Consider the following 21,063-nt stretch of genomic DNA (forward strand, 5'->3'; position numbering starts at 1 on the left):
ATTTAATTCAACTAAACTTAAGCAAAGGAATGATTGTTCTAATGTTAATCCAAAAATTGTTAAGGGCTTTAAACAGTCGAAGCGCCGTTCTTCTTACCGGAGCTTATCTGACTTATGGAATCAGTACTTCATTTGCAGGTTTATCTACCCCGGTTAAATCATGGCATCCTGTTTTTAGCCTTGGTGCCGGAAGTTCTTCAGCAAAACCGGGTGATGCTCAAGAGTTTCCCATTGTAAATCAAATCACTGATGAGTTTTACTATTATTCAGGAACACAAAAAACTCAAAATTCAGGTTTATTGGATATCCTTCTGAATGCGGAGTGGAATTTCAATACAGACTGGATGATACAGGCTGGCCTTGACTATAATCGTACGCAGCCTTTTTTAGCTAATGGCATTTTGTTACAAGGTGCGGACGCACAGTCAGCGGATACTTATTTATATACCTACAAGGTGCTGACCAATCAAATTTTATTAAACTCCAAATTGCTTTATACACTCAAAAATCGATTTCATCCCTATCTGTTTGGAGGATTGGGCGCTGCATTTAATAAAGCATATAAATACTCGGTGAATATACCAAGGTACATCACTTTTTCACGTAATTTCTATGATAATAACACTACTGATTTCAGTTATGCAGTAGGGGCAGGCCTTGATGTTGATCTTACTTCTGCCATGCGTGTTGGAATCGGATACCGATATACTGATTTGGGTAAAATGAAGCTGGGCAACGCTTATATTGATACAACCCCTGTAGCCGGTACCCTGACTCAAAACAATCTTCATGCGAATCAATTTTTGGTTCAACTGAGCTGGCTGTTTAATTAATTGATTAGAAGCTCATAGAAACATAGGTAGCCTCTAATCCTGTTTAAAATAAAAGGCATGGAGTAGTTCTCATTAGGTTGTGTTGACATTTTATCAATTTATACCAAACTTCCTGAGTCCATTACTGAACAATCCTCATTTTTTATATATTACCCTCTGCGGCCTCCCGCCGCCTTCCGAGGCCTTCCGTCACCTTCCGAGGCCTCCTGTCGCCTTCCGAGGCCTCCTGTCGCCTTCCGCGGCCTCCCGTCGCCTTCCGCGGCCTCCCGTCACCCTCCGCGAAGGCGGAGGGTCCATTCTTTATCATGGTGTGTGTAATTCACATACCTGCATTATTCGTGTGTACCCAGATCCTTTTAATGAGATTTAATATATTACTAGACTATAACGCCCCCTTTTTTATTAGTTGCAATGTACTGATATGAATATTTTCTTATGGTTTTTTTGTATCGGATTTACCATACATGGACCCTCCGCCTTCGCGGAGGGTGACGGAGAATGGAATGCGGAGGGTGACGAGAATGGGATGCGGAGGGTGACGGAGAATGGGATGCAGAGGGTGACGAGAATGGGATGCGGAGGGCGACGAGAATGGGATTCGGAGGGCGAAGGAAGATAGCGAAGAGTATCCGTCAACCCTCAGCACCCGATCCACGTCACCCTCCGCGAAGGCGGAGGGTCCATTCTTTATCATGGTGTGTGTAATTCACATACCTGCATTATTCGTGTGTACCCAGACCCTTTTAATGAGATTTAATATATTACTAGACTATAACACCCCCTTTTTTATTAGTTGCAATGTACTGATATGAATATTTTCTTATGGTTTTTTTTTATCGGATTTACCATACATGGACCCTCCGCCTTCGCGGAGGGTGACGGAGAATGGAATGCGGAGGGTGACGGGGAATGGAATGCGGAGGGTGACGAGAATGGGATGCGGAGGGTGACGGGGATGGGATTTGGAGGGTGACGGGGATTCGGAGGGTGATGTATAAAAAATGAGGATCGTTCAGGGACCAGATGCAGGTCAGCGAAATCGGAATGAGTAACAAACCCTAATGATTCAGAAGTTTAAGTGGTATACAAAAATGTTCCTGAGTCGCAACATCATCTGCTGATACATTGATATCAGAGGTGCGGCTATTAGTTGGTGAATATAATATCAGTGGAATGTTTCATTTAAAATTTACTGAATCAAGGCCGAAATCCCGAGGAACTCTCTACGCTCTCGTTAAACAGTGGAGGTGGTGATAACAGTCCGTTACTAAGTAAACTATGTATAGGCCATTGTAATTGCTGATGTTCTGTTAATTTGCTGTTGCAAGAACTGAGTATGAGCTGTCCTTTCCCGTTAAAAATGACAAAATTGGTATCATCGGGTAGATTTTTTATTGCTTCATCGGATAATGAAGCAGTTCTGGGGTTGGAAATGACCCCAGCATATATAGAGTCCATGCGACTCTCTATAGGTTCATCATGCAGTAAGTCGAAATAGTTTTGTGCGCACTGAGCCAAGGATGCCGCACTGCCAGCCAGTGTTCTTACCTCGCCTTTTTGTCCAGAGGGCAGTGTGCCCATTTTCATTTTGAACTGACCTTCCTCATCCGCCAGATAAAAACTATTGTGTTCTTTACGAATATCAAGGGATCCCAACTTATACAAACCGTCTTTACAGCCTGTGGGTCCTAAAGCATCGGTTACAAGCATAATTTTGTTTTTCACTGCGTGATGTATCAGAGTACCAAACGAAGCGGAGAGATGGGCTCCATCAAGAATCAGTTCAACACCTGAAGGGCATCGATCTGGATGTTCAAGTACCCATCGCACTACATTACTTGTGGTATCAAGTACAGATAGATCCCGGGTTTCCCGACTGCAGGATTCCTGACATGCATTTCCTAAATGAGTAAAACCTGCTGCACCAGCAGAAATAGCACAATCAATAGCTTCTTTATCTTCTGGATTGGTATGACCGATAAATACTTTGACACATATACCTTCTTGTTCAAGAGTTTTAGTTTGCTTGATAAACTCTTCGGCACCTTTCAAATCAGGAGCTATAGTAATTTTCCATTGTTTAATATCAGGGGCCACATCAATAATCTCTCTGAATTTCTCCATGTTGATTTCAGATTGCAACGCGTCTTCACTATGAGCGCCTTTACAACTTTTAGAGATAAAGGGGCCTTCCAGATGGACACCGATCAGAGTTGTGTGACCGGGGGTTGGATTGATGTTTTGTTTTTTCATATACTCATTGATGATTATCAGAGATCTTTTTAAAGATTCCACTGGCATGGATACCAGGGTCGGTACAACGTAGGATAAGCCGGTTTTCCCCAATTGTTTGACTATGACTTCCAACTCGTTCTCGCCATGTTCCTCACTGAGATTGGCAAAATCAAATCCACCTTGACCATGAATATGAGCATCAGTCATTCCGGGCATTAGGAAAAAAGTACCCTTGCTATCAATGATTTTTATTTCTTGTTGTTCAATAACGGATAAATCATCTTCTGTACTGTAGATTATTTTGGAACCATCTTCTTTTAGCTCAACATGTTTAAGTTCTTTCAGTCCCTGTTCGTCGTAAACATAGATATTTTTTATTAACATACAATCCCCTCGTTAAGCTCGGTTCCCTGTAAACAACGAGGAAGTATAAATGAGTTAAATGAGTTTAGTCTATTTCGAATTTATGCTTCGCAAACAATAGAGAACAGAGTGGCCGTACTGACTGAAACTAACCTTGGCCTTATTTCTTAACTTAAATCCTCTATTGCATGCTACTTAAGTAATAAATGCTATTGAAGAGAGGGGAGGAATACTGCCAAATCATATCTTAATTACTTGTTTCAGGAAACAAAAGACAGTGAATGGCTGATATCATGCTCTGACTTGTCAACAGACCGGACCTGTTGAAAAAAATTGGGCTTAAACGGACTTAATGCTTCAATAGCTGTTCCAACAAATTGTCCCATTACATCCATATCCGCAAATCGATGCAGCGTGGTGCCATTTTGACTTGTACCAATCAATACTTTATTCACGTAACTAAAACAGTCATTATCACCTGCTTTCATTTTTGTAATGATATAACTCGGTGTGGGGGCATTGGTTTCCTGAAGCTTTCTGTGATATGCCAGCATTTGAATAAGTTGTTTACCCATCACTGATCGTGTTTCACTTTGAGCAGGTTTTTCACTCGTGTCTGCGGGCTCAGGCGAAAGCTCTATTAAATATTCTGAATTTTTAATGTTTATTTTGATATAAGCATGATGCCCAACACACCCGTGCAGCAAGGAAACACCAATAAAACTGGCCAAAAAGGTGTTGATTTCATATTTAACTTCCTGTTCCAGGAATTCATTATAGTCTTCATCGGTTTCAAAAAGCGTTTTAATTTCTGCTTCTACTTCATTATGATAAAAAGAAAAGGGTTGTATTTTATTCGCTGCAAAGAGGGCAGGTGAATGTTCTTTCTGGACGTGTTCCAAACACTCATCCAGGCCATCCAGACCAAATTTGAATTGGCGTATTAGACTGTCTTTAAATATTTTTTTGGGAGTTCTAAAACCAAAGGCACCCGCGATGAAGTTGCCTGCAAATGCGCCGGCGAGCATACCGATAACAGGTTTGTAATTCCATAGTCCCCTGGCTAAACCTATCAGTGCTCCTACGAAGCCACCAATAATGCCGAGAACAACACCAGCAAATACTCCTGTTATGTGAAGTACAACAATTTTAGCTTGAGCGGGAACAGTGTGCGTACCTGCAATACGTTGCAGCTGTTCCAAATGATTACTGATGGTTATCAATAATTCATTTGATTCAGATGCGCTTTGACTGTCCGTTCTATCTAAGTTGTTTCGTTCATGTAACAGGTGTAACACGTCTATAAGTGACATCAGTTCCGCTAAAAACGATCGGGTTATTTCTCTGTTTGTACCTTTAATTGTTTCTAATAAAATAAACAGATAGTATTTAATTTCGCTGGTCGGTAGATCAAGGATACGTTTCCTTGCCTCATCAGTAGTCGTCAGAAAATTAAGTTCAGTTACCATTGCAGTTGTACTCGAAGTCTTATAGATTGTCCTTTGTGGCCGTATATTATACATTAACGGAGCCTTATTGGAACTGTGCTCTGGATTGCTTCACTCCGTTCGCAAAGACGAACGATTAAACTGTATAGTTGAAAATTATCCTCGCAAGAACAAGGAGGTGATTACTCAGGGCTACTCATGTTCAAACCAACCTTATAGCATCAATCCTGATGTTCCTTAACTGACAGTGGCTCCTATCCTGGCAACGCGAAATGCCAGTTCATCGCTTTAGATAGACCTTCCAGCATTAATTCTCCACGGATGCTGTTTCCTTTTGCATTGACTCTGGGGCTTAGTGCAACGATGCCTGCTTTTCCCGGTACAGTGCCGATAATGTAGCCTGATACACCGCTTTTAGCAGGTATCCCGGTTTTTACCATGTGTGTTCCTGTTTCATCATACAAACCACAGGTCGCCATAATGGCCAAAGTAATTTTACAGGTCTCTTGAGAGATGATGGGTTCATGAGTCACGGGATCTGTACCGCCATTGGCCAGCAATAACGGAAGATAAAGCATTTGTTCCAGTGTTGCTTCATAGGAACATAAGGCAAAATACAAATCCAGAGTTTCATTAACATCAGCACCCAAATTGTTACGGCTTTTTAATAAATAGGCCAGAGATCTATTGCGGTCGCCAGTTCTTTTTTCTGAAGCATATACCAGGGGATTAATGCTCAGTTTTTCATTAAATAATTTTTTTACCCAATGCTCCAGCCAGCCAAACTGGTGTTCACCTGTACCAGGAATATGAGAGCATAAGGTAATAGCTCCTGCATTAAGCATTGGATTTGATGGTTTAGGACCGAATTGTTCAAGTCGGGTAATGGATGCAAAATCATCTCCCGAAGGTTCCACTTTGACCCATTCAAAAAGTTGTTCCGCCCCCACTTCTTCCAGTAAACCTATGAGCGGGATTAACTTGCTGGTGCTCTGCAGGGTAACCGGTTTTAATTCTGCATTGCTCCAGGAAATCGGTTGTTCCCCCAATTGCTGAACAGCCAGGGCAGTCAGTTCTTGATTCACATTTGCCAGTTCAGGGATGTAGGAAGCTGTATTGCCTGCCTGATTTAATTCAGCAGATTCAACTAATTCTTTTAACAAATTGATAGTTAATAAATTTTCTGTCATACGGACCTGCTTGGAAAAATCGACCATTATGCTAATTTTAGCACATCAATGCAATATGATTTGACAGTCTGCTGCTCATTTGGGCTTTGCGAGTTGAAATTATGTTTGTATTTGTAGCGCGGAATACATGTTGGATTTATTCTTAAGGACTAATTTGTATCTGCTATACTTTTATTTATTCATAAGATGATGCATCAATTATGCGTGATACAGACAGAGATGTTCCTGATCATTTAGCTCATTTCACGCTCACCAGTGGGTTTGATCTATTCAATCCAGATGTTACGATTGAACTGACAGAACAATCCAAAGAATTTTATGTAAATGCTGCTCCAGGCGCCGGCTTTATTTTTATTTTGGAACTTCCAGATCGGAATATTGGTGACGATCCATCAAGTGTTACACTTCATCTTGTTCCAGCTTTTTATAAGGATGATGGTTTAATTCATGGAGTGAATCAAAAAGGAGATACTTACCCTTTTAGCCTTGATATAATTATCGCCCCTATAGGTTCTCTTAATAGTGGAATCCAGCATGATCAGGTTGCTTCCCTATTGGGACTTGGATCAAAGAGGGATAACGGATTGTTGATGGGCGGATCAGTATTTAAAGCAGGGTCTGCTGTGAGATTTTTAGCTACCTTGCCTGACAGGGAAGGGCGAATTCCCAATGATTATTTGCTTACCCGGGATCATGTGAATCAACGCTGGTCCTTGCATTTTGTGAACAGGGTACCTCTATCTAACCATGGTGGTTGTGTTCTTTCAGAAATAGATACATCAACCATCCAGGGACTCGATGAGGCATTAGAGCATCTGCCAGAAAAGGAAATTATAACGGATTATACTTTTGCTGAACGACATGAGATAACCAATATTCTGACTCAGTTGCCAATCCCTAAAACAGAATTAACGGTGCACATTAATTCATCTGCAATCGAACCAAATTTATTAAATGAATCCAGGTCAGACACTATTCATCTGAATACCGATTACGAACATCATCAATGCAGTATTACTTATCATTCAACACTGGAACAGGCTGATTTTCAAATCAATCCAGTAGAACTCCCTGAGCAGATACAAAAGGTGATAAAGCAGCTTATTCTGGAACCATCTGGGGCTGTAAGTAGTGAAGTGAACGAATCATTAACCAGAATGTTCAATGAATTAATAAATGAGCCTTTGAATCGGGAGGGGCAAGTTTATGGATTTAAAAGTTATAACAATAGGTCCAGCTCTCTTAATGTGCTTTCTATCAAGTACACTGATCACTATTATGCATTTTTTAACAGCTCTACTAAAGGACATAATGCTCACTTACTTCAATTACCGAATGAAATTCCATTAAAAATATTTGAAAAAATTGTTAATGGCTTATGTTTGGGACTGAATTTCCCACCCGAATCGGAGCTTGGCTCTAATCCTCGGGTTCCTTGTGGATTTATAGGACCCCGAGCTCATTTATGTATTGAACAAATCTGGTTATATTCTTCATTAACACCTATCACCCAATCGCTTTCTGATGAGCCGTTTCATTCTGCGCTTCAGACCGAAGTTCTATCGGAGTTGAGGCACCCAGATCCTGAAGGAGCACATTCGGACAACAGTTCGATTAAGGATCCTTATTTGGAGTTATTATCTATAGTAAACAGTGGGTTTTTTATTGAACCCGGAATCCGGTTTAAAGAACAATTTTATCCAAATTTAAAAGCATTGGTAAAAGCTCTTGAAAATAAGGATGAATTGATAGATCTTCAGTATATTGCTCTTAAAGGAATTGAAAAAAACAATGAAGTAAAAGAGCAACATCCTAAGCGAGATCATACTCAAAATAATTACAGATTAATTTTGTTTGAATCAATTTGTAATGCACAATCGCTTGAAGAGGCAGTGGATGATATAAAAAGTAAATTTCCTCAATTATGTCAACGTTTGGTTGATACTAATAAGAATACATCGAGCTAAATGATGTGTGGTTTTGTCCCAGTTTCTGGATTTTAAATAGTCGTTCAGTAGTTCATCTATGAGGACAGCGTTTGATAATGACATTGTAGGGTCTCTGAAATTCAATGCTTCGAAATAATACGGAGTGATCTTCTGGTTTGCAATCTTGGTTCGTAAAATGAATCTGTTTTCAATTCATTGGTGATGATGGCACTGTTTATTGCGTTGAACGCAATCAACAATTGTGAGCTTATGCAGTATAGGTGGAATAATCTTGTGGATGTTCTAAGGATTGATAAAGTAAGGGCGCTTGTTAAAACAATACCGATAGGGTGAAATTTTTACACTAAGATTTAACATTGAGCATTGTGGTGGTTTGTGATAGGATCTGCTGAATTTTTTTAATTCATTATTACTATGCTTTTTGATCTGAAAATAGCTTCACAATTTAACGTGCCTGATTCAACAGCGAAAGTCTTTTGTTACTCTATTGGAAAAGCAAGTGTTGATGATCTGATAAAAAAGTTTATGGAAGAAGGGCTTGATATAAGTCTCCTGCAAAATAATTCATTTTCCTATTTAGTCCTTATCCGTGATGAGGCTCAGAACAGATCGGATTTTTATTTCAGTAAAGACGAAGTTAATGAGGAACATTTTGATATTAACTCGCTGGCAAAAATAAACAGGGTCAGCACGATTCATATTAAGAAACAAAGATCTAATAACAGTGTTGATACAAAAACAAAGGCTCAACAGGATAAGACAGAAGATCTTAAAACATTGGAACATCTGGTTGTATTGATTGAGCAAATGGAACAACTTTCAGAGGAACATCTTGACGATCTTCCTCAACTGTTTAAAGAGATCAGCAGACTTGCAAAATCGATCAGTTACAATGATAAAGGGGAGCATGCTCATCACTACATCCGAAATAAATACGGCAACATTAATCGCCATGATAATGCGAAACGCAGGCCTAATGGACTGGAACTCACTTATTTAAGTGTCCTTGGTCAAACAATCAGTACTGAATCGGATAAATTAACCATTCGACAGGGACTTCAGGATCTAAAAAATGATTTTAGTACTATAAAGAACAAAATCAGAGCCATTCTTAATGCGGAACACACTAATAAATCACCAGGAAGTATTTTAGCAGGTTTTAAAATATCTCCCCATCTGATTGCCCTGGTGCAATATTCGTATTCACAAAAACATATCAATCGTATTTCTTTGCTCCTGAATGACTTGCACTTATTAGATCTGGATTATGCGAATAAAGAGCATCGATATTATTTGGGTAGAGTCCTGACTCGTATCGGTGAATTATCCAAAGAGTTAATTGATTTTCTTAATTTTGGCAAGGATTCAGGTGTTTTTACCTTCTTTAAAAAAATTCGCGATAAACTGGCTCATGAACATCAAGCCATGCATTCAGAAAGTCATGGCCACATTTTAAGACGAATTACCGATCAGTGGATTCCACGGTTGAAAGAGGCTCTTGGACACTTTAAGCACAGTGTACTCATTCCCGAGGAGGATTCCGAACCAGGTGTGCTATGGCAGCATATTATGAATTCCAAAGTTACCCTGGAGGTAACATCATTGACTGCTGATGAGAAAAGGGAATGCAGGGTATTAATTGATGCTTTTAGCCAGGATCATTTTGCCTTGCCTGAAGCAATGGAACCAGAAGTTAAAGAAATTCATGTCGCACCAGTTAAAGCAGTGAAAAAAACGTCCAGGATAAATCATAACGTCGCTACCATGAGTCCTTTGCAAGGACTGCTGGAGTTAGAAAAACTCATAGAACATCGCCAATCGATATACAATAAAAAAGAACATTTGCTTTTGGCTGGCATCAAACAAATCAGCAAAATGTTTCAATTAAATATTCCCATAATAAAATTTATTAAAAATTATAATGCTAAAGTTTTACGCGATAATACTCCTGAATGGATTATTCCATTTGAGGAAAATAAGCCACTTGATTTTAAAGAGATCTTATCTTTTATTCGAACAATGAAAGATCGTTACTCAGCCGATCTCCCCGCATCTATCGAAGTACCTCTAATAAGAGCCAGAGCAGAACGTGACCAGCACAGTTCAATTAACAGTCCGAATAAGGGTAAATCGGAAGTAAAAAAAGTATCTGGTTCAGATAAAAAGAAATTGGCTCGGGTTAAGTGTTTGGCAGATGAGTTGGAGTATGCGAATCAATTAAGGCAATCAGAATCAGCTGTTAAAAAGTATGCTTTGGAATTTTCCATTTCAAAAATTGGCCAATTGATAAAAGATTTATTAGACAAAGACAATAACTTAGTAAAAAAATTCGCTCCGATTGATTTGATAAAATCCATGACTTCTACCATTAAGGCTAGAAATCAATTAATGCATACAACAGCTCTGGAAATGGATTTGGATGCTCATCGTATCCTGCTTAGAGAGGTACTTCCTATAACACGGGAAATTCAAGCGATAGATCATTTAAGTAAACATCAAGACCTGATGCCTTGCGATGATCAGCATGAAGTTTTATTCAAAATGGCGGAAGCCTATATTATTTTAAAAAAATATGATGAGGCAGATGTCTGTTATGAAACCTTGCTAAAATCACCTGATTTACCAACCCCCTTGTATATTGAGTTGGTATTTTCACAGGCATGGCTATACGAACTGTGTGCAGAGGAAGCTTTAGCTGAGTTGAATAGTAAAAAAGCCAATACGTTTATTCATAAAAAAATCTGCTTGCTGGAGTTTTTATTGCAATTCCTAGTTCAGAATGATCTCCATTCAATTTATGACTTGTTGGCAGACTATATTTATCAAGGTATTTCTCGATCTTTAATGACGATGAATCGATTTGAAGATGTCATCAACCTGAATTATATGTTATTGGCTAACAAGAAAACAAATAGCAGTTTAAACGACATAACATTAGTGAATATGTTGGGCAATATCGCATCAGCAACCTTAGAGAAAGAGATCGATCACTGTAACGATCAAAAGGTAATCGAGAATATTGGAACAGCCCAAATTCAACAAGCTGCCGCATTATTTTTCGAATTGGAATATCGATACACTCAATTAGAATTGCCAAAAGAAACGAGCAATTATATAGCGATGTTATCCAGTTTTATTGAAGCTTTGATTTGGAGTGCTGAAGTTGAGTCAATTTTCCAGGCCAGCTCTCTTTTTCAACAATTGCAATCCATTTGTGAATCTACGCCGATGCGAGAGAATCAACCCGTCCTAGTTCAAGTTAATCGTCTAGGTCATTTGATTGGTTTTGTCTCTGAACTTATAAATCGAGAAGGTATTGATGGCAGCAGATCAACAGAGCGTGAACAGGGCAAGGATGTTTGGGAACTGAAAAAGTTGTATTTCTTAAAATCATTTTATAGCGCAATTGGAAAAGAAGCAGAGCTACAAAAACGTATCGACACACTGAGTGCGGACCTGTTGTCAAAATACGGTTCATCAACTTTTAATGAAATGGTACGTTCTGTTTTAAGCAAGGTAAAGGAGTTGGAGTCTGAAGTACCTTTTATGTCATATGAAGTTCCTCAAAATTCAAGACCTAATCTGAGGAAGAATACTGAGTTCAGAACAAGTACTCCACCGATGAATAAGCTGAACTCTAACAGTCATACTTTTTTTGATGTATCTAAATCCCGAACTTTGATCAAGAATCAGTTGCATCTTTTGACCGGACACTCAGGATGGAACATAAGCACGAAACCAAAGCTTCTGTTTTGGATTGAAGTGCCTGATTTAAGTACGGCCGGGCAGATCAAGGAACAACTGAATAAAACAAATGCGTTGAAGGTAGGGGTGTTCTATAAAAAAGGCACCACGCAACCCGTTGTGCAATGTACCGATGTGAACCTGAGTCAATTTTTATCTGCTGTAACAAGTAATTCTGTAGCGTCTCGTGTTCATGCGACGGTTACTGCCTAGAGCGCCTAATAATTTAAATAAGTACACATTGAATTTGACGAATAATAAGCCAAAAATAGTTATTAACAAACAGTCTTGACGTCCCGTGGCTTGTCCACGGGACGTAGAGACTACGAGAGGAGTACCTATTTGAATCATTCGGCGATCTAGTGATCCGTCCTTATTCAATAATACGTATAATAAAGCGGTGAGCAGGTTTTCTCATATCATTTGGGCATTGTTGTTAAGGGGAGGCATGAACCGCTCAGACCTCTCTTTTTTTAATGACCTCAAGTACTTCTTGATTGGGCAAAATATGATATTTTTTTCGTAAATCATCAATGTTGCAGTCTATCACCGGCCAATAATCCCAATTGTCAAAAAGATCCACATTCATTAAAGTACCCCGTTGAAGGGCTAATAATTCTTCTTCCGGATTAAATTCTCCTGTGGTTACAGGCGCGTTTATAGGTACTGTTTTAACACCAAGTTGAAATTGGCTGATAATAAATAATAAAATCCAGACCATTCCTGATTTTCGGAATCCAGCGGTAAAAGACGCAACCTGTAATTCCCCACCTGGAGTTGTATTATATCCTCCCAATACATGAGCCATATCATGGTTGGTAATCATTACAGGAGAGCCGTATTTTTGCCCTGGAAAGGTAAATTGATGATCCTTATAGAATCGCCAGAATTCCTTGCCTAATGTACCGGAAGGTAATTGCCCAAGTTGCTCATATCGTTTAGCTAATTGCGGATCTTCATAAAAACCGTTCATACTGCCAATGATTTTATATATTCCTTTGAATCGTTCCTCATGCCAGATTTTTGCAAAACCCTCTCCTATATACATATGACGCATGACATCAAAGGCATACATATACTGATGTTGATGAACCAGTTTAAATAATGCACTAACCGCCCCTTCATTGACATTAAGTGCTTTTGCCAAATGCTCAATCAGCTTTACTTGCTCCAGTTTGGGCACGCCATTCACGATGGCCATGATAATCATACCTGAAACCAACTGGTGACTCAGTGCTGTATCAGTGAAACCTAGTCGCAACTCGTCACTTTTTATAGGCTCATCAAGTTCATCCAGAGGGAAATCGGTAAACGTAATAAATTTTTGCACTGCTGCTAAAGTTCGTATTTGTAGTTCTGTCAGCGAATTAACCTCAGGATCAGCACGCATGATAGTTTTAAACGCTCTTAATCCGAGTTTAGCTTGTTCTGGTGATGGCTTCAGTAGAAGCATGGCAACATCCTTTTCAACTTTAATTAAATAAATATAGTCGTTCTACATCTTAATTTCGAATTTGAAGAAGAGAACGATGAGGTTAGGGTGATGAATTGATAACACCCTGGAATCTTTTGATTATTGAATTTTCTGGGTCAGTTTCCTGAACCATAGTCGTCAAGCTAAGGAGACAATCAAAAGTAGCCCGGATGAAGCACAGCGAAATCCGGGAAGCCTATGCGCAGCATAGTACCTTTTTAATCGGTGTCCGCTTCGCGGAATTTCCCGGATTACGCGCTTCGCGCTTCATCCGGGCTACAATTAATACTGAAATCCCTTCGCTTGACGGCTATGGGGAATGGATAGGCAATGTATCTAATTGTTCCGGATGACGCTGGAAGGACTAACTAAATTGTCCAGGATTACTTGTGAGATCTGGGTGAGGACATCTATTTTCTTGGTGGCGCTATCGAGTATAGCAGTGACCTGGTACCTTGCGCTGTGTATCGGGGAACCTACCAAGATGAATGGCATATCGGTTCCAAAATATTTTTGCACTGTATCGATAGTCTTTTTAACTTGGTCTTCATCAATGCCAGCCAAATAAAAAATACAACCATGAGGTGGTCTGGGGCTTCTTACGCTAGCATCTTTACTTATAAATGGCTCTAGAGATTCAAACCGAACTGTTCGTATTTTAGTTTGCTCATTGAGAGAACTTTGTTTTTCACTGAGAGTAATATCAGTTATAAGATTCGGTTGACTGCTTGTAGTGGGTTTATTGTTAACAGAAGTACCGACTATTTCTAATATTTTGAATAGATAATCATACTCAGGCCCCTGAGGTTCACTGTTTTTTTTGCCAAAGAATTTACCCAATAGAGACTTCTTTTTTTCACCTTTGCCGTACATTTTATTTTCTCGCCAGCATTCAATTTGCTTGATAATAGCACAGTCCAAATTGAATATAAATTGTAGTCCTTGGTATTAATTTAGTCTTTTGAATGTTCATTATTTAAGAACAGTGATACCAAAGTCCCTAAACCAGGTTCGCTCTGTATATCAATCTGACCGTTATGTATGGTCATAATTGATTTAGCAATTGCCAATCCTAAACCGATGCCGATGTTTTCATTGCTGGTTGAGTGATCAACACGATAAAAGCCTTGACACAGCAAGGGCAGGTGTTCTTTGGCTATGCCAATGCCATTGTCCTTTATGGTGATTTGGATGTCATGATGTGCTTTTTCTTCAATCGTGATAACTATCGCTCCACCGCGTTTCGTATACTTCAGGCTGTTATCAATCACATTTGAAATGACACGTTTAAACAGATGCTCATCTACTTCTATCCTGGCATTACCAACAACCTTAATTTCTATCTCTTTGTCCAAGGCGGTGGAATGATAATATTCGACAATAGAATTGATTAAATCCTTTGCTGGCAATTGCTTTCGATTTAACTGAATTTGACCATGTTCACTACGGGTTAAAAACAGGAGGTTATCTATAAGCTGAGTTAAATTTTGATACTCTTCCATGTGCGTTTGCAACAGGTGCTGGTAGGCTTCAACCGACTGCGGTTTAGCCAGGGTGATTTCCGTAGCTGTTCGGAGGTAGTGTACGGGATTGCGTAATTCATGTGCCATGCTAGCAGAAAATTGCTTGATGTGCAGAAATGCACTTTCGATTCGAAACAACATGGCGTTGCATGTTGCGGCTAATTGTCTCAGTTCTTTAGGATGCCCTTCATTTTTCAGGCGTTTATCTAATGATGAGGCGTTAATTGAGGCAAGCTCTTCGGCGAAGTTATATATAGGTTTCATGCTTTTTTTGGCAACTAAATAACTGGCGCAAATTAATATTAAGGCAGAAACCCAAAGCCCGATAAAAAATTTTTTGATGCAAATTTGTGTTAATACAAAGTTGTATTGCTCATGATTTATATGCGCTACATGAAGCAACTCTTTCAGTGGAGGGTATACTAAACCAGTAATGACTATCAAAATCAGCAACATGGTGCTGAGAAAAATTAATAACAACCGATTAATTATTGACATTGAGTTAGCGAATTTCCAGGACATATCCCACTCCTCTGACGGTATGGATTAATTTTCTGGGGTAGTCACTGTCTACTTTTTCCCTTAAACGTTTTATTGCGACATCAATGATGTTGGTGTTGCAATCAAAATGGATATCCCAAACCTGTTCCGCAATAATGGTTCGTGAAAGCACTTCGCCGCTTCGTCTTAACATCAAGGCAAGGAGCATGAATTCTTTTGCCGTTAGCAAGAGCTTTTTCCCACCTCGTTCTGCAGTATGTTTCATTAAATCCAGTTTCAGATCATCAATGGTTAATGCTATGGGATTGTCATTTGGTTTTCTGCGCAACAGAGATTTGACGCGAGCCAGTAGTTCGTTGAATGAAAAGGGTTTAATTAAGTAGTCATGAGCGCCGGCTTCCAGACCTCTGATTCGACTTTCTACATCATCACAAGCTGAAAGCATTATAACCGGTAAGTCGGGTTTTGTTTCACGAATCTTTTCAAGTACAGTCCAGCCATCCATTATAGGTAACAGGACGTCCAGAACAACCGCGTCGTACTTTATCTCAGACAGTTGAAACAGTGCTTCCGCGCCATCGTAAACGGCATCCGCCTGAAATTGATATTCCCTGAATCCTTTACAGATAAAATCAGCGGTTCTTTTTTGATCTTCAACAATTAAAATACGCATACGGGCATAATGGATAAAACTTAGCCAATAATAGCATAAAAGAAGAGTGAAGTTAATGAATGAAGATTACAAGTTTGTAATGTAACCGTCACTCTTAAGACAGGATTGAATCATTAATATGGTTCTATAGTTCGTTTCCTGTGGATGCCGATGAAAAAAGACACTCAAGATCTAAAGGAAAAAAAGCCAGTCCTGAAATCAACCTTAACGTTTTTTAATAGCCAACTGACTTATTTGAACACACAAAGGCTTCAGTTGAACCGAAGCAAGGGATTCGCCAAATATCTTGCTCAGTCGCACAAAAATTTAAGGACGCTTACTCCTTTGGATACAACTTTAGGCGTGATGAGTTTTACGCTCTATATGGCGCGTTTTTCAGTCAATTTCAGTTTATTAGCGCAAATTTTAGTTGGGGAGCAGCACGATGAATCTGATGATAAAACAATCAAGGATTTATACTACAACCTCTTGAATGACAGCTTGTGGGGCGCTGTTAATCTCACCCAGTTTTTTTGGTTGTCATTTAACAACTCCCAGTCAGCAGGTTTTTACGGGATACAATTGGAGGTTATCGCACAACTGATTGATGTTTTAGTTATGGTTACTCGTTTTCAAGAAAGTCGGGAGGAATATGAATTAAAACTCAGGCAGGCAAGTGGCGCGGATCAACAACGCCTGACTATGGAGTGGCGGCATAGAGAATTAAATTTTATTCGATCCTTCCTCACTGCTTCATCGATTATGGTAGCTTTAGGTTTGCTTGCTTTTTCTATTGCATCCGTCCCGGTATCTCCTATCATTTCTGCAATCCTCCTAATCAGTGCATTGTCACGCGTTTTGATTGATGCTGAGAAGGATAAGCAATTAATGAATCAACTGAGGCTGGATGGAGTTGATCCACAACTTATAGCTAAAGAGCAAAAGATGTTAACTCGTAATCGTCTCAATGATCTTAATCAGGTGATCCTGTATAATGTATTTATACCCGTAGGATTATTCTTGTTCCTCACAACTCCCATTTCTCTTCTACTTGCAAGTGTGTTATTGATGTCCTTTATTCATTGTTTCACTTCCTATTTAATCAATACCTCGGATGAACAGGGGACAGCTGCGTATTCATTAGGCTCATGTACCTTGAGGTAAGGTCCACAAGGGTTTTTGTAGACCTTCTAGAGTTAGTTTATGCACCTAATGTTCCGCTTGGCTCGATCTGCTCCTTCTTCCGCGTAAGGAATTTGAATTGTAAGCTAATGTGTTTTCTCGGGAAGAGGGTTGATGAGAGGGAATATCACGAATGGTTATTGATTAAAAATCCTGTTAACGTTTAATTTACTGTCTTCAACAGTTTTTTATGTTCATCAGCTAATTGCCAACAATTGTGAAGGTATTCACTGTAATAGTGCAGGGAATGTGTACCGTATTCAATTAATGTTGGTAACGTTTCAGGATGTCGTTCTAAAAAATCAGTTAACATGGTTTTATTGTGTTGTGTATGAAGTATGTCTAAATTCACGTGAGAACGGATGAAGCTTAAACATTTAATGAGTCCAAAACCATAATGTTTGATGTTTTTAAACAGCAGTTTTGGCCCATGGCGAATTGATATTTTTTCAATTTCGTATTCAATGGCAATTTGGCCATAGGGTGTATCACTGTTGATGCATTGTTCATGAAGTGCTTTATAGTTTAATACACCTTGAGTTAAGGTTTGTGATAAAAATACATTCGCATCAAGATGCAATTGATAACGTGAATTAATAAAGGCGGTTAAAGCAAGAGTGTCATGATGCATTAAAAGTTCATGTCCTGCTTCTTCACGGGCATGTTGTATCAGTGATTGCCCTAATTCCTGATAACCTGTTTCCTGGCAGCGTTTGCCGGCATGGTTAATCCAGGTGCTGACGTATTCGGTCATTCCAACCCCAAGAGCACAAAAATAAATGAGAAACAATAGCGCCGTGTCCTGGTCTATTTGATGATACAGAGAGTCAATGTCCTGTTTCAATTGTTTCCGAGCAGGCTTCATTTGCTGTTCATATTGAGTAAACAGTGTTTTTTTCAAAGGAACTCACAAAATGAAGGGGATGATGTAGAAATTGTAGTTCAAGTTGTACTCGTATACCTAATCCATATTATAGTAAGTAAGAGTACTGAAAGAACATAAGAATAGCTCATTATGAAAGACTTCTATTGCCAGCATAAGCTACCTCACGAGTTAACTGCTCCTGAACTCCATGAAATCTGTGTGTTGCATCAACAGTTTTTTACTTTACCCGAGCAATTGATTGGAGAACTCTTGCAAGAGAGGGACAAAATTATTTTATACCGATCTAAAGCAACGAACCAAATAATTGCCACGGTAGGAATATCTTATATTAAAACAGAGAATAAAGTGATTTCCTATTTAGGCAATACAGTAATTGATGAAGACTACAAACACCGCGGGATATTGGCTCATAGCCAATTACGGAATGCTCTGCATTTAATATTTAAATATCCTTTAAAACACAAATTCCTCTGTGCTTTTGCAAGCTCGGAGAAAGCATATCATTGGGCGCAACATTCACCGATTTTTTGGCCCAATGAGCGGTATCGAACGCCTGAACATATGGTGCAACTAATGAAATTTATTGCAAGAGAGTTGGTAGGTGATACTCATTACCGTGTAGAAGAAGACAGGATCATTATTGATAAACTGGCTAAGTTGCTTAAAGAATACCAGTGTCCATTTCATAAGGATCAATTATCCGATCCTTGCAAAGACAGTTATTTCTATAAAATCAATAAATTTGCGGCTCAAGGTGAACAGTTATTGTTGTTAGGACCCATTAATGTTACTAATTTTGTTCATGGGGTGTTTTATATAATTAGAGCAGGTCTGACTTTTTGGAATAAAAGTTAGTTGGATGGCTTTTAAAATTTCATGTCACCGGATTAACTACCCTTCATTTGGATTCCGTTGAAAACCTGGAAGCAGGGTCTTCGTTGTTATTACAAGAAATTATCCTCAATTAATGATCGCAAATTATTCTTATTGGCTAATTGTTAGTATCTTTTGAACTATAATTGATATAAAGGAAATTAACTATGTCCAAACATGCAATGGATTGAGCCTAGAGTACGTGCCGAATAAAGTGTTTAAGGCTCAATTTATAGCACGCTCGTGATACTGAGTTACTGATAATTAGAATGTGCAGTTGCATCAGGAAAAACTGCATGTTGCTCTGTTTTTTTTGCAGGTGGCAGAATGAGATTGAAACTGGATCAGTTCTTTAATTTTTTAGTTACCGGATCCGATCTGCACAAAATCATGTCGATGCCTGTCTATCCGAAACCTATGGAGCTAATTAAGGCTTTTGATGCGGGTGCATTACCCCATGAGGCCGTCTTTGAATTTACCAGAGACGTAAATCAGTTAATTGAAGAATTCAATAATACCCGTGATGTTGATGGTAAAATTCATTTGCTTAAAGAAATTCAAAAACAAATGAAAAAGATTGATTATACCTATCCTCAGGATTTATTGGCTAATTCACCTGGATACCAAAAAATAAGTTCAGAACTTTTTAAAAGCATCCAATATCAAACGTCTTCATTGGGAATCAAGTCGTTACTTCCTACTACTGCTACACCAACTCTTCTTACGGAAATAATTGCTCAAATGGCGCCAGAAAAAGCAGAACAATTGGTCAACATACTGAGTGGTATGGGGAAAAGAAAGTCTGGCATGGAAGTGCATGATCATCTTAAAAATTTATATCCCTTAGAAGATAAGAGCCCAGAAGCAGAGCTGTTTCGCGAGTTTTTGGCTACTCATCAGATTAGTTTTTTAGGGGGGGGGAATGCAAAGAATTTTAAAGTAACTCACTTAAAAGATAATAGCACTGCAGTTTTAAAAATAGATGATCGACTGTATATGCCAAGAAAGGCAGAGGCTCATTTACGTGAACATGTAGGGAATAGTTTGGCGGTCATAGATACTGAGCGTCAAGTATTTTGTACGAACAAAAGTGGTGAACCTGCTTCTCGAACATTATTAGTTACCGAATATTGTTCTGGGGGTGATTTATTTAGCTATGGTTTAGATTCCTTGCGAGGGGGGGAACCCGTTAAGACAGTTTCAAGGGTTTTTGAGCAAATGGCTGATGTAATGTTGCAAATTCAAGACGCCGGTTGTATGTTTCCAGATGCAAAAATAACGAATTGGCTGATCAATTCGGATGGAAAACTTATAATTTCTGATACAAAAAGTTTTTTATTTACCGATGAGAATCAGAATTTTGTACCAGGAATACCTGGCAATGAATATTGCACGCTTTTAAGTTCAACAAACTTTAATCCACCTGAATTTTATGTCCAACCTGTCTCAATCAATGCCGATAGTACTCATGCGTACTTACTAGGAAAAAATATCCATAGATTTATTACCGGTTCTATTCAATCTGCTCATGATGGCTCTAAGTTTGATTTTAATTATCCTTTTTTCAAAGAAGGAGAGGGGCTTGAAATAAGGACATTAATTGAAGCACTGGTCAAGCCTGATCCTGCTGAGCGTATGCCAGTTAAAGAGGCCTTGACCCAATTTTTTCTTATGAATAATCCTGAAGTTAAATCCTTAGTCAAAGAACTTAAAGAATTAAAGTGTGGTCCAAAAGATAAAAAAATGGATGAATTTATTGATGAAAAAATAGGAGAGATCCGTAACGCTACGCCACAAAAAAGAGAGGAATTAATTAGTGAATTAAAAGAAATAATAAAAGACTTAAAAGCAGATGCAACGGTGAGTGAGGCTAATCGAATTGTTACCAACTTTAGGAACAATCCTGATGAATTTGCCATGGGTATCAATACCAGAGCGGATAAGATAGAACAAGAAATGGTACACATTCCCATTCAGGAACGAAGGACACTGCATCATTCAGAGACTTCTTCAGTTGTGAAGCAAGCCATTGAATCTCACCACCATTTAAATAAATCTGCCTCCAGTGATGTCCCTCAGGCTAATACGGCGCAAGTAGCTGCAACATTTAAAAATTACAAGGAGCGATATGCTCAACAAACGCATGGAAATGAGGATAAGGTAGAAAATGAAGCCGAAGCAAGTAGTAGTATAAAAGTTCATTAAAAGAT

15 protein-coding genes are annotated in these 21,063 nt (G+C 38.9%); 7 read left to right on the forward strand and 8 right to left on the reverse strand.

Going from position 1 to position 21,063, the window contains the following annotated elements; translation table 11 throughout:
• Window positions 1-41 precede the first annotated feature (41 nt).
• A complete protein-coding gene (locus IZU94_RS15210) occupies window positions 42-833 on the forward strand; it encodes an outer membrane protein (RefSeq protein WP_203112500.1) in 792 nt (263 codons plus the stop codon).
• A 1,197-nt stretch (window positions 834-2,030) separates the two neighbouring features.
• On the opposite strand, the gene IZU94_RS15215 is transcribed toward IZU94_RS15210, so the two are convergent.
• From IZU94_RS15215 to glsA, 3 genes are all read right to left on the reverse strand, one after another.
• On the reverse strand, window positions 2,031-3,452 hold the full coding sequence (locus IZU94_RS15215) for an N-acetylglucosamine-6-phosphate deacetylase (protein WP_203112502.1): 1,422 nt from the start codon (window positions 3,450-3,452) through the stop codon (window positions 2,031-2,033).
• Window positions 3,453-3,691: 239 nt separating this feature from the next.
• Window positions 3,692-4,954 carry a hypothetical protein gene (locus IZU94_RS15220; protein ID WP_203112505.1) on the reverse strand — a complete coding sequence of 421 codons (1,263 nt, stop codon included), beginning with the start codon at window positions 4,952-4,954 and terminating at the stop codon, window positions 3,692-3,694.
• 179 nt (window positions 4,955-5,133) lie between these two features.
• Complete coding sequence (gene glsA / locus IZU94_RS15225; protein WP_203112516.1) at window positions 5,134-6,069, reverse strand: glutaminase A; 936 nt, start codon at window positions 6,067-6,069, stop codon at window positions 5,134-5,136.
• A gap of 200 nt (window positions 6,070-6,269) precedes the next feature.
• Between glsA and IZU94_RS15230 the strand changes: the two genes are divergently transcribed.
• Window positions 6,270-8,036, forward strand: coding sequence for a hypothetical protein (locus IZU94_RS15230; RefSeq protein WP_203112519.1), 1,767 nt, complete (start codon window positions 6,270-6,272; stop codon window positions 8,034-8,036).
• A gap of 396 nt (window positions 8,037-8,432) precedes the next feature.
• The gene (locus IZU94_RS15235; protein ID WP_203112522.1) at window positions 8,433-11,975 is read left to right on the forward strand and encodes a hypothetical protein; all 3,543 of its coding nucleotides are present in this window, start codon (window positions 8,433-8,435) and stop codon (window positions 11,973-11,975) included.
• A gap of 244 nt (window positions 11,976-12,219) precedes the next feature.
• Here the strand turns inward: IZU94_RS15235 and IZU94_RS15240 are convergent, their stop codons facing one another.
• Window positions 12,220-13,215: a hypothetical protein gene (locus IZU94_RS15240; protein WP_203112524.1), complete on the reverse strand. Its 996-nt coding sequence runs from the start codon at window positions 13,213-13,215 to the stop codon at window positions 12,220-12,222.
• A 191-nt stretch (window positions 13,216-13,406) separates the two neighbouring features.
• Between IZU94_RS15240 and IZU94_RS15245 the strand changes: the two genes are divergently transcribed.
• Window positions 13,407-13,589 carry a hypothetical protein gene (locus tag IZU94_RS15245; protein WP_203112526.1) on the forward strand — a complete coding sequence of 61 codons (183 nt, stop codon included), beginning with the start codon at window positions 13,407-13,409 and terminating at the stop codon, window positions 13,587-13,589.
• Here IZU94_RS15245 and IZU94_RS15250 read toward each other — a convergent pair.
• The 3 genes from IZU94_RS15250 to lciR all read right to left on the reverse strand — a co-directional run bounded on the left by IZU94_RS15250 (window position 13,573) and on the right by lciR (window position 15,933).
• Window positions 13,573-14,109 (reverse strand): hypothetical protein, encoded by a 537-nt coding sequence (locus IZU94_RS15250; RefSeq protein ID WP_203112528.1) that lies wholly within the window; start codon window positions 14,107-14,109, stop codon window positions 13,573-13,575. The genes IZU94_RS15245 and IZU94_RS15250 overlap by 17 nt on opposite strands.
• Before the next feature lie 80 nt (window positions 14,110-14,189).
• Window positions 14,190-15,281, reverse strand: coding sequence for a copper-responsive two-component system sensor histidine kinase LciS (lciS, locus tag IZU94_RS15255; protein WP_203112530.1), 1,092 nt, complete (start codon window positions 15,279-15,281; stop codon window positions 14,190-14,192).
• Window positions 15,262-15,933 carry a copper-responsive two-component system response regulator LciR gene (lciR, locus tag IZU94_RS15260; protein ID WP_203112532.1) on the reverse strand — a complete coding sequence of 224 codons (672 nt, stop codon included), beginning with the start codon at window positions 15,931-15,933 and terminating at the stop codon, window positions 15,262-15,264. Before lciR ends, lciS begins: the two co-directional genes overlap by 20 nt.
• A 150-nt stretch (window positions 15,934-16,083) precedes the next feature.
• Here lciR and IZU94_RS15265 point away from each other — a divergent pair, with 150 nt between their 5' ends.
• The gene (locus IZU94_RS15265) at window positions 16,084-17,076 is read left to right on the forward strand and encodes a hypothetical protein (RefSeq protein WP_203112535.1); all 993 of its coding nucleotides are present in this window, start codon (window positions 16,084-16,086) and stop codon (window positions 17,074-17,076) included.
• 181 nt (window positions 17,077-17,257) lie between these two features.
• Here the strand turns inward: IZU94_RS15265 and IZU94_RS15270 are convergent, their stop codons facing one another.
• Window positions 17,258-17,995, reverse strand: a complete 738-nt coding sequence (locus IZU94_RS15270; RefSeq protein ID WP_203112538.1) for a hypothetical protein — start codon at window positions 17,993-17,995, stop codon at window positions 17,258-17,260.
• A 114-nt stretch (window positions 17,996-18,109) separates the two neighbouring features.
• Between IZU94_RS15270 and IZU94_RS15275 the strand changes: the two genes are divergently transcribed.
• Together IZU94_RS15275 and IZU94_RS15280 are read left to right on the forward strand one after the other, a co-directional pair.
• Window positions 18,110-18,835 carry a hypothetical protein gene (locus IZU94_RS15275; protein WP_203112540.1) on the forward strand — a complete coding sequence of 242 codons (726 nt, stop codon included), beginning with the start codon at window positions 18,110-18,112 and terminating at the stop codon, window positions 18,833-18,835.
• A gap of 345 nt (window positions 18,836-19,180) precedes the next feature.
• Window positions 19,181-21,058 carry a protein kinase family protein gene (locus IZU94_RS15280; protein ID WP_203112543.1) on the forward strand — a complete coding sequence of 626 codons (1,878 nt, stop codon included), beginning with the start codon at window positions 19,181-19,183 and terminating at the stop codon, window positions 21,056-21,058.
• The last annotated feature ends 5 nt before the right edge of the window (window positions 21,059-21,063 follow it).

The sequence above is a fragment of the Legionella bononiensis genome, assembly GCF_016786215.1.
GTDB lineage: Bacteria > Pseudomonadota > Gammaproteobacteria > Legionellales > Legionellaceae > Legionella > Legionella bononiensis.